Source organism: Pseudonocardia petroleophila (assembly GCF_014235185.1).
Classification (GTDB): domain Bacteria; phylum Actinomycetota; class Actinomycetes; order Mycobacteriales; family Pseudonocardiaceae; genus Pseudonocardia; species Pseudonocardia petroleophila.
Genome location: NZ_CP060131.1, coordinates 1,014,502 through 1,027,033, shown reverse-complemented (window position 1 = coordinate 1,027,033; position 12,532 = coordinate 1,014,502). Strand labels below are relative to the sequence as shown.

17 protein-coding genes are annotated in these 12,532 nt (G+C 73.4%); 10 read left to right on the top strand and 7 right to left on the bottom strand.

All coding sequences use genetic code 11. The features are described from left to right. Window positions 1-3 precede the first annotated feature (3 nt). On the top strand, window positions 4-396 hold the full coding sequence (locus tag H6H00_RS05075; RefSeq protein ID WP_185720194.1) for a DUF3224 domain-containing protein: 393 nt from the start codon (window positions 4-6) through the stop codon (window positions 394-396). Window positions 397-417: 21 nt separating this feature from the next. Continuing rightward, on the top strand, window positions 418-1,551 hold the full coding sequence (locus tag H6H00_RS05070; RefSeq protein ID WP_185720193.1) for a fumarylacetoacetate hydrolase family protein: 1,134 nt from the start codon (window positions 418-420) through the stop codon (window positions 1,549-1,551). Window positions 1,552-1,555: 4 nt separating this feature from the next. Here H6H00_RS05070 and H6H00_RS05065 read toward each other — a convergent pair whose 3' ends face one another. The 5 genes from H6H00_RS05065 to H6H00_RS05045 all read right to left on the bottom strand — a co-directional run bounded on the left by H6H00_RS05065 (window position 1,556) and on the right by H6H00_RS05045 (window position 3,831). Further along, on the bottom strand, window positions 1,556-1,855 hold the full coding sequence (locus H6H00_RS05065; protein WP_185720192.1) for a hypothetical protein: 300 nt from the start codon (window positions 1,853-1,855) through the stop codon (window positions 1,556-1,558). 85 nt (window positions 1,856-1,940) lie between these two features. Next, complete coding sequence (locus H6H00_RS05060; protein WP_185720191.1) at window positions 1,941-2,384, bottom strand: isochorismatase family protein; 444 nt, start codon at window positions 2,382-2,384, stop codon at window positions 1,941-1,943. Next, the gene (locus H6H00_RS05055) at window positions 2,381-2,794 is read right to left on the bottom strand and encodes an acyl-CoA thioesterase (RefSeq protein WP_185720190.1); all 414 of its coding nucleotides are present in this window, start codon (window positions 2,792-2,794) and stop codon (window positions 2,381-2,383) included. Before H6H00_RS05055 ends, H6H00_RS05060 begins: the two co-directional genes overlap by 4 nt. Continuing rightward, window positions 2,791-3,117, bottom strand: a complete 327-nt coding sequence (locus H6H00_RS05050; RefSeq protein ID WP_185720189.1) for a cupin domain-containing protein — start codon at window positions 3,115-3,117, stop codon at window positions 2,791-2,793. The genes H6H00_RS05055 and H6H00_RS05050 overlap by 4 nt, the downstream gene beginning before the upstream one ends. A gap of 9 nt (window positions 3,118-3,126) precedes the next feature. After that, on the bottom strand, window positions 3,127-3,831 hold the full coding sequence (locus H6H00_RS05045; protein ID WP_185720188.1) for a MerR family transcriptional regulator: 705 nt from the start codon (window positions 3,829-3,831) through the stop codon (window positions 3,127-3,129). 58 nt (window positions 3,832-3,889) lie between these two features. Between H6H00_RS05045 and H6H00_RS05040 the strand changes: the two genes are divergently transcribed. After that, the gene (locus tag H6H00_RS05040; protein ID WP_185720187.1) at window positions 3,890-5,110 is read left to right on the top strand and encodes an acetyl-CoA C-acetyltransferase; all 1,221 of its coding nucleotides are present in this window, start codon (window positions 3,890-3,892) and stop codon (window positions 5,108-5,110) included. Further along, window positions 5,110-7,269: a 3-hydroxyacyl-CoA dehydrogenase NAD-binding domain-containing protein gene (locus tag H6H00_RS05035; RefSeq protein ID WP_185720186.1), complete on the top strand. Its 2,160-nt coding sequence runs from the start codon at window positions 5,110-5,112 to the stop codon at window positions 7,267-7,269. The genes H6H00_RS05040 and H6H00_RS05035 overlap by 1 nt, the downstream gene beginning before the upstream one ends. A gap of 139 nt (window positions 7,270-7,408) precedes the next feature. On the opposite strand, the gene H6H00_RS05030 is transcribed toward H6H00_RS05035, so the two are convergent. Further along, a complete protein-coding gene (locus H6H00_RS05030; RefSeq protein ID WP_185720185.1) occupies window positions 7,409-8,086 on the bottom strand; it encodes an SGNH/GDSL hydrolase family protein in 678 nt (225 codons plus the stop codon). Further along, window positions 8,083-8,445, bottom strand: coding sequence for a DUF1330 domain-containing protein (locus H6H00_RS05025; RefSeq protein WP_185720184.1), 363 nt, complete (start codon window positions 8,443-8,445; stop codon window positions 8,083-8,085). Before H6H00_RS05025 ends, H6H00_RS05030 begins: the two co-directional genes overlap by 4 nt. Before the next feature lie 75 nt (window positions 8,446-8,520). On the opposite strand from H6H00_RS05025, the gene H6H00_RS05020 reads away from it, so the two are divergent. The 6 genes from H6H00_RS05020 (at window position 8,521) to H6H00_RS04995 (ending at window position 12,531) form a co-directional block, all read left to right on the top strand. Further along, window positions 8,521-9,156, top strand: coding sequence for a DedA family protein (locus H6H00_RS05020; protein ID WP_255425579.1), 636 nt, complete (start codon window positions 8,521-8,523; stop codon window positions 9,154-9,156). 86 nt (window positions 9,157-9,242) lie between these two features. Beyond that, window positions 9,243-10,004 (top strand): ANTAR domain-containing protein, encoded by a 762-nt coding sequence (locus tag H6H00_RS05015; RefSeq protein ID WP_255425578.1) that lies wholly within the window; start codon window positions 9,243-9,245, stop codon window positions 10,002-10,004. A 23-nt stretch (window positions 10,005-10,027) separates the two neighbouring features. Beyond that, window positions 10,028-10,324 (top strand): antibiotic biosynthesis monooxygenase family protein, encoded by a 297-nt coding sequence (locus H6H00_RS05010; RefSeq protein ID WP_185720183.1) that lies wholly within the window; start codon window positions 10,028-10,030, stop codon window positions 10,322-10,324. Window positions 10,325-10,664: 340 nt separating this feature from the next. Next, window positions 10,665-11,024 (top strand): GntR family transcriptional regulator, encoded by a 360-nt coding sequence (locus tag H6H00_RS05005; protein ID WP_185720182.1) that lies wholly within the window; start codon window positions 10,665-10,667, stop codon window positions 11,022-11,024. Further along, on the top strand, window positions 11,021-11,860 hold the full coding sequence (locus H6H00_RS05000; protein ID WP_185720181.1) for an ATP-binding cassette domain-containing protein: 840 nt from the start codon (window positions 11,021-11,023) through the stop codon (window positions 11,858-11,860). The genes H6H00_RS05005 and H6H00_RS05000 overlap by 4 nt, the downstream gene beginning before the upstream one ends. Further along, entirely contained in the window at window positions 11,857-12,531 is a 675-nt protein-coding gene (locus H6H00_RS04995; protein WP_185720180.1) for a hypothetical protein, read from the top strand. The genes H6H00_RS05000 and H6H00_RS04995 overlap by 4 nt, the downstream gene beginning before the upstream one ends. Window position 12,532 lies beyond the last annotated feature (1 nt).

The window sequence follows — 12,532 nt, the reverse complement described above, 5'->3', positions numbered from 1 at the left end:
GCCATGACGACGACGACCGGACGGTTCGACCTGACCCGCTGGGACGAGGAGGTCTACGACGACGCGGAGGGCGCGAGGCTGCTCCGGGTGAGCAGCACCAAGGCGTTCGAGGGCGGGATCAGCGGGGGCAGCGAGACGCAGCTGCTGCAGGCGTTCGCGCAGGAGGGGTCGGCGGCCTACGTCGGCATCGAGCGGGTGACCGCGGCGGTCGACGGTCGGTCGGGCACGTTCGTGCTGCGGCACTCGGCGGTGGGCAGCGCGACCGGCGGGTCGGCGAGCATCGACGTGGTGCCCGGCTCGGCCACCGGTGCGCTGACCGGCCTGCGCGGCGAGCTGAGCATCCAGCGCTCCCCGGACGGCGAGCACACCTACGCGTTCACCTACGAGCTGGGCTGACCGACGGCTACGGTGCCGGGCATGCGGAGCCTGGCGCTGGGGGTCGTGGGTGGGTCGGGTCGGCCGGGACCCGGTCGGGTCGTGGCGCGCTCGCCCGAGGGGGTCGTCGACGTCGGGTCGCTGGCCGACGTCGAGGGCGGGCCGCACCCGGAGCTGCTCGCCGCCCCCTCCCTCGACGCGCTGCTGGCCGCGGGCCGTCCGGCCTGGCGGGAGGTGCACGGCTGGCTCGCGGAGCGGCTGCGCACCGACCACGCGCCGTACGTGCTCCCCCCGGCCGGGCTGGAGCTGCGGCTGCCGTTCGCCGTGGCCGACTACGTCGACTTCTTCGCCTGCGAGCGGCACGCGCTGAACGCCGCCACGATCGCGCGGCCCACCGGCGCGTCGCTCCCGCCGAACTGGAAGCACCTCCCGGTCGGCTACCACGGGCGCGCGGGCACGGTGCGGGTGTCGGGCACGCCGGTGGTGCGCCCGTGGGGCCAGGTCGCCGCGGGGGAGCTGGCGCCGACGCGGCAGCTCGACGTCGAGGTCGAGCTGGGGTTCGTCCTCGGCGGCTCCGCCGGCCGGGTCCCCCTCGAGGACGCGCTCGACCACGTCTTCGGCGTCGTGCTGCTCAACGACTGGTCCGCGCGCGACGTCCAGTCCTTCGAGTCGCGCCCGCTCGGGCCCCTGCTCGGGAAGTCGTTCGCCACGTCGGTCTCGGGGTGGGTCACCCCGCTCGACGAGCTGGCCGCCGCCTGGACCGAGCCGCCCCCGCGCGACCCCGCCCCCCTGCCCTACCTGAGCGGCGCCGCCGACCGCGGCCTCGACGTCGCCCTGGAGCTGGCGATCAACGGCGTCACCGTGTCCCGGCCGCCGGCGGTGGACCTGTACTGGACGCCTGCCCAGCTCGTCACGCACCTGACGACGAACGGATCGCCGCTGCGGGCCGGTGACCTGCTCGGCTCGGGCACGGTGTCCGGGGCCCGGCGCGACCAGCGCGGCTGCCTGCTGGAGCTGAGCTGGGGCGGCACCGAACCGCTCGCCCTGGGCGGCGGCGCCGTGCGCACGTACCTGGAGGACGGCGACGAGGTCGTCATCTCCGCGACGGCCCCCGCGGTCGGCGGGGGACGCCTGGAGCTGGGCGAGGTGCGCGGCCGGGTGCTCCCCGCCCGCTGAGCCGTCAGGCGGTGGCGGTGCGGATCGGGCAGCCGGCGACGTGCTCGGCGGCGCCGCGCAGCGGCCACTCCGCCCCGCACACCCGGCACAGGCGCGCCCGGGCGGGTTCCACGGCGCGCAGCCCCGGCGACCCGAGCGGCACGATCGGCTGGCCGCCGGACAGCGCCGCGGTGGCGAAGGTGTAGATGGCCAGCTCGGTGTCGGTCATGTCGGCCCGTGGCTTGTCGACGAGCTCCTGGATCCGCACCAGCGCGTACCGCATCCAGACCTCGCGGGTCAGCGGACCGTCGGGTACGGCGAACATCGGGACCTCCTGAGGTCGGCAGCGGTGCGGACTGGGGGCAGTGTGCCTGCGCCCGGCCCGGCTGCGTGACCCGAATTGAGACGTCTCACACACCGGTACGGGTGAAGACGACCTCCGTCGCGTCGGCGACCTCCGCCCCGGGCACCGCGTGGGCGTCGTCGGCGACCACGACGTCGAGACCGCGGTCGAGGGCGGCCCGGATCGTCGCGGCCGGGGAGATCCCGCACACGGCCGTCCGACGGACCCCGCGCGCGTCGAGCAGCGCACCCAGGTCGGTGCCCGCGAAGCCGTCGTCGCCCGCCCGGCCCAGCACCGGCTCGCCGCCGCCGACCGGCAGGTGCAGCCGCCAGCCCGGTGTGCCGACCTCGTCCGGTGCCCCGGCCGGGCCGTCGTGGCGCAGGTGCACCACGAGCGCCCCGGTGCGCCGGGCCGCGCCGAGCAGGCGGCGCACCGCGGTGAGCTCCTCGTCGGCGGCCGTCGCGGCCTGCACGTCGACGACGAGCAGGGCCTGGACCGGGGCGGGGCTCACGGGGCGAGCAGCGGTGCCGGTTCGCCGAGCGCGTCGGCGATCAGCGGCGGGATCGCGCGCTTGCCCGACCCGTCGGTGGCGATCACGACGTAGACCGTGCGGCCCGCGCAGGTGACCTCGTCGCCGCGGCGGACCTCGAAGTCCAGTGCGAAGGAGGTGCGGCCGATGCGGGCGGTGGACACCGCGATCGCCACCTCGTCCTGGAACCCGACGCCGGTGCGCCAGTCGATCTCCGACCGCACCAGCTGCACGTCGTGGCCCGAGGCCAGCATGTCGGCGTAGGGGAGGCCGCGGTGCAGCAGGAACGCGGTCATCGCGTCGTCGAACCAGGCGAGGTACCAGGAGTTGAAGACCACGCCCTGCGCGTCGACCTCCAGGTAGCGCACCTGGTGCGGGTGCGTGAACGTCATCCGCGCGACCGCTCGGCCGGCCCGAACACCACGATCATCGACAGGTCCTCGCTGACCTCGACGAACTGGTGCTCCTCGCACGCCGGGACGTAGACGACCGATCCGGGGCCGACCACGATGTCGAGGGAGTCGGACACCAGCCGGGCCCGCCCGCGGACGACGACGTAGACCTCGTCCTCGCCGTGCGCGGGCTGGCCGTCCTTGCCACCGACGGGGATGCAGTAGGTGCCGACGGACAGGTCGGCGGCACGGAGGTGCTCGCGGTACTGGTTGGGCTCGCCGTCGGGGACCGCGAAGTGACCGGCGGCGCGAAGAACCCGCATGGGTGAAATCTAACCGACCCGCTCACGGATCGTCCGGTTGACCGCCCGGCCGAAGGCCGTGACCACGCCCCGGACGGTGATCGGCTTGAGCTGGGAGAAGGCCTCGGCGAGCCGGGTGCGCTCGTCGGCCGGACGGCCGCGGTCGCGGTAGGGCTGGAGCACCTCGTCCTGGAAGACCTTCATCAGGTCCTCGGCCAGCGCCGTCGTGTGCTGCTCGATGATCTGGTGGGCGCGGCGCCACACGTCGACGGGCAGGCCGGAGTCGATCACGGCCAGTCCCTCGCCGAGCGTGCCGGACCCGTGCAGGCGGACGCGGTCCCCGTCGAGGACCTCGATCACCCCGAGACCGTGCAGGGCGTCGACGTCGGCGTCGGCGAGCGTCCGGCCGGCGCGGCGGTCGAGCTCGGCGCGGTCGACCTCCTCGATCTGCTCGGGGACCCACGGGGTGAGCAGGGCGCGCTGCAGCGCGAGCTCCGCCGCGCCCGCCGAGGACGGGAGCCGGCCCAGGTGGCCCTCGATCGCGCTGAGCGTGAACCCCAGCGCCGACAGCTCGCTGACCAGCTCCAACCGGGCGATGTGGTCGGGCCCGTAGAGCCCGGTCCGGCCGCGCAGGGTGGGCGGCGGGAGCAGCCCGCGGCCGGCCCAGAAGCGGATCGTGCGGACGGTGACCCCGGTGCGTTCCGCGAGCTGGTCGATGGTGAGCTGGCCCGTCATGTGTGGCACCGTACGCCCAACCTTGACCTATGTGACAGTACTGCTGTAACAAAGGACCATGGCTGAGATTCCCGAGGCGTTCGTCTACGACGCCATCCGCACACCGCGCGGCCGAGGCAAGGCCTCGGGTTCGCTGCACGAGGTCAAGCCGGTCTCGCTCGTCACCGGTCTCATCGACGAGATCCGCTCCCGCTACCCGGAGCTGGACACCAACACCATCGACGACGTCGTGCTCGGCGTCGTGTCGCCGATCGGCGACCAGGGCGGTGACATCGCCAAGACCGCCGCCATCGCCGCGGGCCTGCCGCACACCGTCGCGGGCGTGCAGCTCAACCGCTTCTGCGCGTCCGGGCTGGAGGCCGTCAACGTCGCCACCCAGAAGGTGCGCTCGGGCATGGAGGAGATGGTGCTCGCCGGGGGCGTCGAGGCGATGTCGCGGGTGCCGATGGGCTCCGACGGCGGCGCCTGGGCCATGGACCCCGACACCAGCTACCAGACCGGGTTCGTGCCGCAGGGCATCGGCGCCGACCTGATCGCCACGCTGGAGGGCTGGAACCGCGAGGACGTCGACACGTTCGCCGTCGAGTCGCAGGCGCGCGCCGCGAAGGCGTGGGCCAACGGCTACTTCGCCAAGTCCGTCGTGCCGGTCAAGGACCGCAACGGCCTGACCGTCCTCGACCACGACGAGTTCATCCGCGCCGGCGCCACGCTCGACTCGCTGGCGGGCCTCAAGCCCTCCTTCGCGATGATGGGCGAGGCCGGCGGCTTCGACGCCGTCGCGCTGCAGGAGTACCACTGGGTCGAGAAGATCGACCACGTGCACCACGCCGGCAACAGCTCCGGCATCGTCGACGGCGCCGCGCTCTGCCTGATCGGCACCGAGGCCGCGGGCAAGGCCGCGAACCTGCGCCCCCGCGCGCGGATCGTCGCCACCGCGCTGTCCGGCGCCGACCCGACCATCATGCTGACGGGCCCCGCGCCCGCGTCGAAGAAGGCGCTGGCCAAGGCCGGCCTGAGCGTCGACGACATCGACCTGTTCGAGATCAACGAGGCGTTCGCCGCCGTCGCCATGCGCTTCATGCGCGACATGGGCATCAGCCACGAGAAGACCAACGTCAACGGCGGCGCGATCGCGATGGGCCACCCGCTCGGCGCCACCGGGGCGATGATCCTCGGCACCCTGATCGACGAGCTGGAGCGGCGCGAGCTGCGGTACGGCCTCGCCACGCTGTGCGTCGGCGGCGGCATGGGCATTGCGACGATCGTGGAGCGGATCTGATGAGCGACCAGAAGGCAGTGCGCTGGGAAAAGGGCGCCGACGGGATCGTCGTCGTCACCCTGGACGACCCGGGTCGCAGCGCCAACACGATGAACGAGCGCTTCGGCGAGGCCTTCCTCGAGTGCGTCGACGCCCTCGTCGCCGACAAGGAGGCCATCACCGGCGTCATCCTCACCTCGGCGAAGAAGACGTTCTTCGCGGGCGGCGACCTCGACTCGCTGTCGAAGGCCACCGCGGCCGACGCCCCGCGGTTCTTCGAGCAGTCCATGGCGATCAAGACGGTGCTGCGCCGCCTGGAGACGCTCGGGCGCCCGGTCGTCGCGGCCATGAACGGCACCGCGCTCGGCGGCGGCCTGGAGATCGGCCTGGCCTGCCACCACCGCATCGGGCTCGACGCGAAGGGCGTGCTCTACGGCCTCCCCGAGGTCACGCTGGGGCTGCTGCCCGGTGGCGGCGGCGTCGTGCGCGTCACGCGCCTGCTCGGCATCGCCGACGGCTTCATGAAGGTCCTCGCGCAGGGCCAGCGGATGAAGCCGGCGCAGGCGCTGGAGGTCGGCGTGATCGACGACCTCGCGGCCACGCCCGAGGAGATGCTCGACAAGGCGCGCGCCTGGATCGCCGCCAACCCCGACGCGTCGGCGCCGTGGGACAAGCCCGGCTACCGGATCCCCGGCGGCACCCCGTCGTCGCCGAAGCTCGCGGCGTTCCTGCCCGCGTTCCCGGCCAACCTGCGCAAGCAGATCAAGGGTGCGCCGATGCCGGCGCCGCGCAACATCCTGGCCGCCGCCGTCGAGAGCACGCAGGTCGACATCGACACCGCGTTCCGGATCGAGGCGCGCTACTTCACCGAGCTCGTCTGCGGCCAGGTCAGCAAGAACATGACCAAGGCGTTCTTCTACGACCTGCAGGCCATCAACGGCGGGAAGTCGCGGCCCGACGGGTTCGAGAAGTGGGCGCCGCGCAAGGTCGCCGTGCTGGGCGCCGGGATGATGGGCGCGGGCATCGCCTACGTCTGCGCGCTCGCCGGCTGGGAGGTCGTGCTCAAGGACGTCGAGCTCGCCTCGGCGGAGAAGGGCAAGGCATACTCCGAGGGCCTCGTCGCCAAGGGGGTCAAGCGCGGGAAGACCACGCAGGAGAAGGGTGAGGCGCTGCTCTCGCGCATCACGCCCACCGCCGACTACGGCGACCTCGTCGGCTGCGACGTCGTCATCGAGGCCGTGTTCGAGTCGGTCGCGCTCAAGCAGGAGGTGTTCCGGGAGGCGATGAAGGTCGTCGAGCCCGACGCCCTGCTGTGCTCCAACACCTCCACGCTGCCGATCACCGAGCTGGCCGCAGGGCTCGACCGCGAGTCCGACTTCATCGGCCTGCACTTCTTCTCCCCGGTCGACAAGATGCCGCTCGTGGAGATCATCCGCGGCGAGCGCACGTCCGACGCCGCGCTGGCCAAGGCGTTCGACCTCACGCTGGGGATCAAGAAGACCCCGATCGTCGTCAACGACAGCCGCGGGTTCTTCACCAGCCGCGTCATCGGCACCTTCATCAACGAGGGCGTCGCGATGCTGGCCGAGGGCATCGACCCGCAGACGATCGAGCAGGCCTCGTCGCAGGCGGGCTACCCCGCGCCGGTGCTGCAGCTGATGGACGAGCTCACGCTCACGCTGCCGCAGAAGATCCGCAAGGAGACGAGGGCGGCGGTCGAGGCGGCAGGCGGCACCTGGACGGCGCACCCGTCCGAGGCCGTCATCGACCGGCTGGTCGACGCCCGCCGTCCCGGCAAGTCCGGCGGCGCGGGCTTCTACGACTACGCCGACGGCAAGCGCACCGGCCTGTGGCCGGGGCTGCGCACCGAGTTCGGGGCGACCAACCACGACGTCGACCTGCACGAGCTGTCCGAGCGCATGCTGGTGATCGAGGCGCTCGAGACCGTGAAGTGCTTCGACGAGGGCGTGCTCACCTCGGTGCCCGACGCCAACATCGGCTCGATCTTCGGGATCGGCTTCCCGGCCTGGACCGGCGGCGTCGTGCAGTACGTCGAGGGCTACCCGGGCGGGGTCGCGGGCTTCGTGGCCCGGGCCGACGAGTTCGCGGCCAAGCACGGCGACCGGTTCGCGGTCCCGGCGAGCCTGCGCGAGCGGGCGAAGGCGGCCGTCGCGGCCTGATCCCCGGCTGTTCCCGTTGCAGCATGGCCACCTTCACGCCACCTCGTTGCGTGAAGGTGGCCATGCTGCGATGCGGTCCACGGCACGGCGGACCCGAGGGTCGAGCCGCGCGCGTCCACCGATGAGCGCCCGATCCGCGTCAGTACCCGATCGCGGCGCCGAACACCGCGGCGAGCCCCTCGTAGCCCCGTTCGTTGGGGTGGAAGTGGTCGGCGGCGAGCTTGCCCGACCAGTCGCGGGTCCGGGGGACGCGCAGCTCGGCCAGGCGCAGCCCGCGCTCGGCCACGGCGTCGTCGATCAGGCGGTTGACCTCCAGCGCCGCGGAGTAGGTGGCGGGCTGGTTGCCCACGACGGTGCCGGGCGGGAGGCGGTGCAGCAGCTCGTCGAGGTTGCCGGGCAGCGCGGGCCGCAGGCGCGGGCTCACGAGGTCGTTGTTGCCGATGAGCAGCGTGACGAGGTCGGGCCGCTGCCCCAGCGCCTCCATCGCGGGGAGCTGGCGGTCCAGCACGTCGCGCACCCGGCCGCCGCTGACGGCGAGGTTGACGACCCGCCACCCCGGCATCCGCGACGCCAGCTGCCCGACCCATCCCCGGTCGTGGGCCCCGGCCCCGATCCCGACGGTGAGCGAGTCGCCCAGGGCGACCCACAGCGGACCGTCGGCGGCCAGTGCCGCCCGGTTGTGCTCCTGCCAGGCCCGCGCGTACGGCTCGACCTGGTCCTGCACGCTGCGCACGCCCGGCAGCACGCGGGACAGCAGGCGCAGCACCGGGCCGGACGGGCGGCCGCTGAGGTTGGAGTAGTCGAACTCCGTCGTCATCCGCGGGGCACCGTGGGCTGCAGGACGGCCTCCACCAGCGCCTCCGTGCGCAGGTGCGTGCCCTCCTGGTAGCCCGGGTCGCGGACCATGTCGGAGAACGCGCGTCGGCTCGGGTACGCCACGAGCAGCACGGCGTCCCAGTCCTGCCCGTGCTCGGCCACGACCGGGTCGGCGCCGTGCCCGAAGTACACGACGCTCGCGCCCACCTTCTCGGCAAACGGCCGGAAGTGCGCGAGGTAGGCCTCGTAGCGCTCCGCCCCGCCCTCGGCGAAGCGCAGCAGGTTGAGCATGACGATCGGCTGGTCGGGGTCGGCGGCGAGGAACGCCTTCATGTCGGCCCCGGACGGGTTCACGGCCATGGTCCCATCATGCCCGGCTGTGAGACTCACGACCCGCATCGGATGATCTCCGGACGAATCGGGCAACCTTGAGTCATGGCCGACTGGGTGTTCTCGATCGTCGACCGCCTCGGCGCGGCGGGTGTGGGTCTGCTGATCCTGCTGGAGAACGTGATACCGCCGATCCCCTCGGAGATCATCCTGCCGCTGGCGGGGTTCCGGGCGCGGGCGGGCGCGTTCGACGTGGTCGCGGCGTGGGGGGCGGCGACCCTCGGGTCGCTGCTCGGGGCGCTGATCCTCTACGGCTTCGGGGCCTGGTTCGGCTACGAGCGGCTGCACGACCTGGCCGGCCGGCGCTGGTTCATCCTGTCCAGCCAGAAGGACCTCGAGCGCGGCCACGCGCTGTTCGACAGGCACGGCGGCAAGGTCGTCCTGCTGGCGCGCTGCGTCCCGCTGCTGCGCAGCGTGGTCTCGATCCCGGCCGGGATCGTGGGGATGCCGGTGTGGCGGTTCAGCCTGCTCACCGCGATCGGCAGCGGCGTCTGGAACGCCGTGTTCATCGGGCTCGGGTGGTACCTCGGGGAGAACTTCGAGGTCGTGGAGCAGTGGCTGGGACCGGTGTCCTACGTCGTGGCCGGGGTGGTGGTCGTCGCCGTGGTGGTCCTGATCGTGCGCAAGCTGCGCGCCCGGCGTCCGGCCCCGACCGCCCGCCACCGCGCCGGAGGAACCTGATCGGCCGATCGGGGGGCGGCTTGCCCGCAAGGGGGGCCGTGGGTCAAGCTTCCGCGCCGGACAAACGGAGCGATCGGGGGTGCCGGGTGACGACGGACGGTGCGGCGGAACAGGCGGTGCTGGCGGTCGTCGACGACGAGGTGCCGGGCCCGGTGGCCGCGGAGTTCCTCGCGCTCGCCTCCGCGCTGATGGACGCGAGCACGGTGCGCGGCGTGCTGGTGCGGGTCGTCGAGGCGGCGAAGGCGGTCGTGCCGGGCGCCGACCTCGTCAGCGTCACACTGCGCGTCGCGGGTGGGTTCCAGACCCCCGTCGAGACCGACGCGCTGGCCACCCGCCTCGACGAGATCCAGTACCGCCTCGACGACGGGCCGTGCGTCGCCGCCACCCGCACGGCCGGGCTGGGCCTCACGTTCTGCTCCGACCTCGCGACGAGCACCCGCTTCGGCGGGTTCGGCCCGGCGGCGGCCGAACTGGGCGTGCACAGCGTGCTGGCCGTCGGCCTGTTCCCCGACGGCGACGGCCCGCGGATGGGCGCGCTCAACGTCTACTCGCGCCGGGTCGCGGGGCTCGACGAGCTCGACCGCGACCTCGCCATCGTCCTCGCCGCGCACGCCTCCACCGCGCTCGCGGCCACGATGGCGGCCACCTCGGCCGAGCTGGAGTCCGCGCAGCTGCGCCAGGCGCTGCAGAGCCGGGACGTCATCGGGCAGGCCAAGGGCATCCTGATGGAGCGGCGCAAGATCGGCTCCGACGAGGCGTTCGAGGTGCTCCGGGCGGCGTCGCAGTCGCTCAACGTCAAGCTCGCGCAGGTGGCGCAGACCCTGGTGGACCACCGCAGCGAGGTGTGACCGGGGGTCGCTAGCCTGATCCGGTGATCCGCAACGTGGTGGTCGGCCGGCTGCTCCCCGACGTGTCCGCCGAGCAGGTGGAGACGGCCCTGCAGGCGCTGCGCGACCTGCGCGTCGAGGGTGTCGAGCTGCGCATGGTCTCCGGGGTCGACCTGGGCCTGCGCGAGGGCAACGCGAGCTACGCGATCACCGTCGACCTCGACGACGAGGACGCCTACCGCGTCTACGACCGCGACGAGGAGCACAACCGGATCCGGCGCGAGCTGTTCGCGCCGATCAGCGCGTCGATCGAGCGGATCCAGTTCCGGCTGCCCGGCTGACCCGTCCGCCCGGCGGCGGTGCGCTCGTGCCACCGGCGCGGGCCGGGGCCCGGTCGCGGCGGTGACGGTCGTCCTCGCGGGTGACGCCGTGCCCGTCGCGCAGTCGGTGCCCAGCGGCCCCTCCCCGCCGTCGACGGTGCTGCTCGTGACCGTCACGGCCGTGCGGCCGTGCCTGCCGCCCGTCGGCGCCGCGGTGCCCGCCCGACCGGCGCGGACCCGGCCCGGTGCCGTCGGCGGGACCCGCGGTGCTCCGCGCGCTGGCGGCGTCCGGGTTGACACCGAGCTTCATCGGTTGCATGGTTAGTTACATGAGTAACGAACCAACGGACCGGGGGTCGGGGTGAGGGACGACGGCAGGCCGCTCTTCGCGCAGATCGCGGAGCAGATCGAGAACTCGGTCGTCGACGGCTCGCTCGCGGAGGAGGCGCAGGTGCCGTCCACCAACGAGCTCGCGGCCTTCCACCGCATCAACCCGGCCACCGCGGCCAAGGGCGTCAACCAGCTCGTCACGAGCGGCGTCCTCTACAAGAGACGGGGGATCGGCATGTTCGTCGCCACCGGCGCGCGCGCGCTGCTGCTGGAGCGGCGCCGCGAGGAGTTCGCCCGGGCCTACCTGGCCCCGCTGCTGGCGGAGGCCCGCAAGCTCGGCATGGACGCCGAGCAGGTCAAGAAGATGATCGACACCTGGGGGGACGCATGAGCGTCACGACCACCGGGCTCACCCGGCACTACGGGGACGTCCACGCGCTCGACGCCGTCGACGTCACGCTGGCCGAGGGCGCGGTCCACGGCCTGCTCGGGGCCAGCGGCGCGGGCAAGACCACGCTGCTGCGGATCCTCGCCGGCCAGGAGTACCCGTCGGCGGGCACCGTCACCGGCGTCGGCTCCACGGTCTGCCTCGTCCGCGAGGACCAGACCCACCCCGACACCTACCGCGTCGGGCACGCCCTGCGGGCCGCGGCGCTGCTGCAGCCGCACTGGTCCGAGGAGGTGGCGCAGGACCTCGTGACGCGGTTCGGGCTGCCGCTGGACCGCCGGATCAGGAAGCTCTCCCGCGGCCAGCGCTCGATGCTCGGCGCCACGATCGGGGTCGCGTCCCGGGCGTCGCTGACGCTGCTCGACGAGCCCTACCTCGGCCTCGATGCCGGCGCCCGCGCCACGCTGTCGCAGGTGCTGCTGGCCGACTACGCCGAGCACCCGCGCACGATCGTGCTGTCGAGCCACCTGATCGACGAGGTCGCCGACCTGCTCGAGCACGTCGTGGTCCTCGACCGCGGCCGGGTCGTCCTCGACGACGACGTCGACGCCCTGCGCGGGCGCGCCGTCACCGTCAGCGGGCCGGTCGAGACCGTGGAGCGGTTCGTCGCCGGGTGCGGCGAGCTGCACCGCGAGCAGCTCGGCCCGACGCTGCGGGTCACCGCCGTCGGCACGCCCGCCGCGGTGCCGCCCGACCTGGACGTCACGCCCGTGTCGCTCCAGCAGCTCATCGTCCACACCGCGTCCGCACCGGACGCCGACCGGGGGAAGGCCCGATGAACCACGCCATCGACATCGTTCGCGTGCACCTGCTCGACCGCCGGCTCGTGCTGGGCACCCTCGCCGGGGTGCTGCTGTTCGTCGCGCTCGGCGTGGGGATCACCGCGGCGGAGATCGCGGCCAGCGGCAGCTTCGGCCGCGGCTTCGCCATCGGGATCATCGGCGGCGCCTACGGCGGCGTCGCCGGCGCCCAGGCCACGTCGCTGTCGCGCCTGCTCCCGTTCTCCGTCGCGATGGGCCGGACGCGTCGCGACTACTACCTCGGAACCGTGCTGTTCGTCCTCCTGGAGACCCTCGTGCTCGGTGCGCTGCTGTTCCTGTTCCTGGGCGTCGAGCAGCTCACCGGCGGCTGGGGCGGCGACGTGCGGTTCCTCGGCGCGGGCTGGGAGGCGGTGGGCAACCCCGTCGGCCAGTTCGTGGTCTTCGCCGCACCGCTGCTGCTGACCCTCCCGATGGTGCTGCTGGGGGTCGTCCTGCACGCGCGGTGGGGGGTGCCCGGGCTGGTCGTGGGGGCGGTCCTCGCCGGGGCCGCGGCCTTCGGAGTGGTCGTCGCCACCGGCCTGCTGACGATCGGCGCCCCGATCCCCGTCGCCGACACCGTGCGGCTGGTGGCCATCGGCGCGGTGTTCGCCGTCGCGGGCTGGTTCGTGGTCCGGCGCTCGCCGGTGTGAG

Bases quoted from the DNA above. Each gene is read 5' to 3' on its own strand.
- H6H00_RS05075 (WP_185720194.1), top strand. From the start codon at position 4: ATGACGACGACGACCGGACGGTTCGACCTGACCCGCTGGGACGAGGAG.
- H6H00_RS05070 (WP_185720193.1), top strand. From the start codon at position 418: ATGCGGAGCCTGGCGCTGGGGGTCGTGGGTGGGTCGGGTCGGCCGGGA.
- H6H00_RS05065 (WP_185720192.1), bottom strand. From the start codon at position 1,855: ATGTTCGCCGTACCCGACGGTCCGCTGACCCGCGAGGTCTGGATGCGG.
- H6H00_RS05055 (WP_185720190.1), bottom strand. From the start codon at position 2,794: ATGACGTTCACGCACCCGCACCAGGTGCGCTACCTGGAGGTCGACGCG.
- H6H00_RS05050 (WP_185720189.1), bottom strand. From the start codon at position 3,117: ATGCGGGTTCTTCGCGCCGCCGGTCACTTCGCGGTCCCCGACGGCGAG.
- H6H00_RS05045 (WP_185720188.1), bottom strand. From the start codon at position 3,831: ATGACGGGCCAGCTCACCATCGACCAGCTCGCGGAACGCACCGGGGTC.
- H6H00_RS05040 (WP_185720187.1), top strand. From the start codon at position 3,890: ATGGCTGAGATTCCCGAGGCGTTCGTCTACGACGCCATCCGCACACCG.
- H6H00_RS05035 (WP_185720186.1), top strand. From the start codon at position 5,110: ATGAGCGACCAGAAGGCAGTGCGCTGGGAAAAGGGCGCCGACGGGATC.
- H6H00_RS05030 (WP_185720185.1), bottom strand. From the start codon at position 8,086: ATGACGACGGAGTTCGACTACTCCAACCTCAGCGGCCGCCCGTCCGGC.
- H6H00_RS05025 (WP_185720184.1), bottom strand. From the start codon at position 8,445: ATGGCCGTGAACCCGTCCGGGGCCGACATGAAGGCGTTCCTCGCCGCC.
- H6H00_RS05020 (WP_255425579.1), top strand. From the start codon at position 8,521: ATGGCCGACTGGGTGTTCTCGATCGTCGACCGCCTCGGCGCGGCGGGT.
- H6H00_RS05000 (WP_185720181.1), top strand. From the start codon at position 11,021: ATGAGCGTCACGACCACCGGGCTCACCCGGCACTACGGGGACGTCCAC.
- H6H00_RS04995 (WP_185720180.1), top strand. From the start codon at position 11,857: ATGAACCACGCCATCGACATCGTTCGCGTGCACCTGCTCGACCGCCGG.